Consider the following 1,512-nt stretch of genomic DNA (forward strand, 5'->3'; position numbering starts at 1 on the left):
CATCTGAGGTTTTTACAAAAATAACGTACGTTTTGTGATCCGCAATTAGTCGAACGCCATCTTGTTGTACATCCAACATCGCGGCCGAGGCATCTGCGCCTGAGGCGGTATAAAGAACAGCCCACTTTCCGTCAACGGGCTGCCCCGTCAGCTTGTGCTGCCAATCGAGCCAATCCGTCATACTTGATTTTTGCTTTTTCGCACTATCGCTGCGTCGCTCATCCCACAGACGTTCACACTGCCCGAACCACCGCGCAGCCTCCAAATCACCACGCACGGTTAGCTCAGCCGCATCCAACAAACGCCAGTGTTGCTTGCCTGGCAACGGCAGTCCATTTGAGTCAAGGTCGCCCTCTTTAATAAGAGGCATAGCTACCAATGGCGGATTAACCAAGGCAAAGGGTAAGACATTGCGCGCCAACGCAGTACGAAACAGGTATTTACCTTGCATGGCACCCGACAAGGCAATGCCGTCCCAGGGCTTCTTGGCCCCCTCAACGGCTAGCGGATGAGTGCGCAAGTTAACTACCCGATCAACCAGATCGGTAAGGCCGTCAAGCAAAACGCCCTGAGACTGGACAAAGTAAAAAGCGCGTGGCACGATAGTTGCCCCTTGCTTAAAGCGCGGCGCATAGACGTTACCGCCGCTGCCACCTTGCAGCCGGGTTTCAACCAGAGCAGAACGCTTCCTTTTGCTTTGCGCATTACCCAGTTCCTGAAAATACCAGCGCGTGTTGTCTTCCTTGATAAAKGTCTGCGCATCGCTCCAATGCATATGCGGTCGGGGCAGCTTGCCGTGCAGCACGCGACCAACCAGACCGTTACGCGGCAAAGCACGCTGGCGCTGGGTATCGACCCCCTCGGCGTGCGCGGCGGTCGCCATCAAAACGCAGGCGGGTACATTGAACAAAGGCGAAACACCTTTGAGGTCCCACACCTCGGTAAGCTTAAAGCCGCGGGCCTCCCCGTTGCGAGTGTTCTGATGCTGATCTGCACTTAAAAAAGCACGAGGCAATACAAAAGCAAGCTGGCCACCGTCTTTGGCAAGATACTTGCCGCAGTGCGACAAAAAAACCGCCGACAAATCAATGTGAGGGTTGTTAGCTTTGGACCCGGGCATCAAGCCGTAGTAAGCGGCCAGCGACCGCACATCGGCCTGGTAGTCGCCACTACTGATATCTGCATAAGTAAGCCATGGTGGATTGGCAACTACCACATCAAACATGCGGTGCATGAAGATAGGTTGGTATAGGTTTTGCAGCACAAAACGCCAAATGCTGTCACGGTTGTTGAGCTTGGCATTGCGCATGGCCTGATACACGGCGTAAAGCTCGCGGGCGTTCGTCTCCGTAAGGTCGGTATCGGGAACGCGGTTGCGCAGTGCTTTTTCAAAGGCCTGCGGACTTTGCTCCACATTAAGCTGGTCATCAATGAAATGCTGGGCAAGGTCGATCGCACGCGAAAAACTGTCAGGCTGACCAATGAAGGGGCCCATGTCGAGCGGTAGAAGTT

General features: G+C 54.3%; 1 protein-coding gene. It reads right to left on the bottom strand.

Annotation, left to right across the window (positions count from 1 at the left end; translation table 11 throughout):
• Positions 1–1,495, bottom strand: a 1,495-nt coding sequence (locus AC1D1X_RS23075) for an Eco57I restriction-modification methylase domain-containing protein (protein WP_477699309.1), incomplete at its 3' end; no start/stop codon positions are given.
• Positions 1,496–1,512 lie beyond the last annotated feature (17 nt).

The organism is Polaromonas sp. P1_G4, assembly GCF_056405475.1.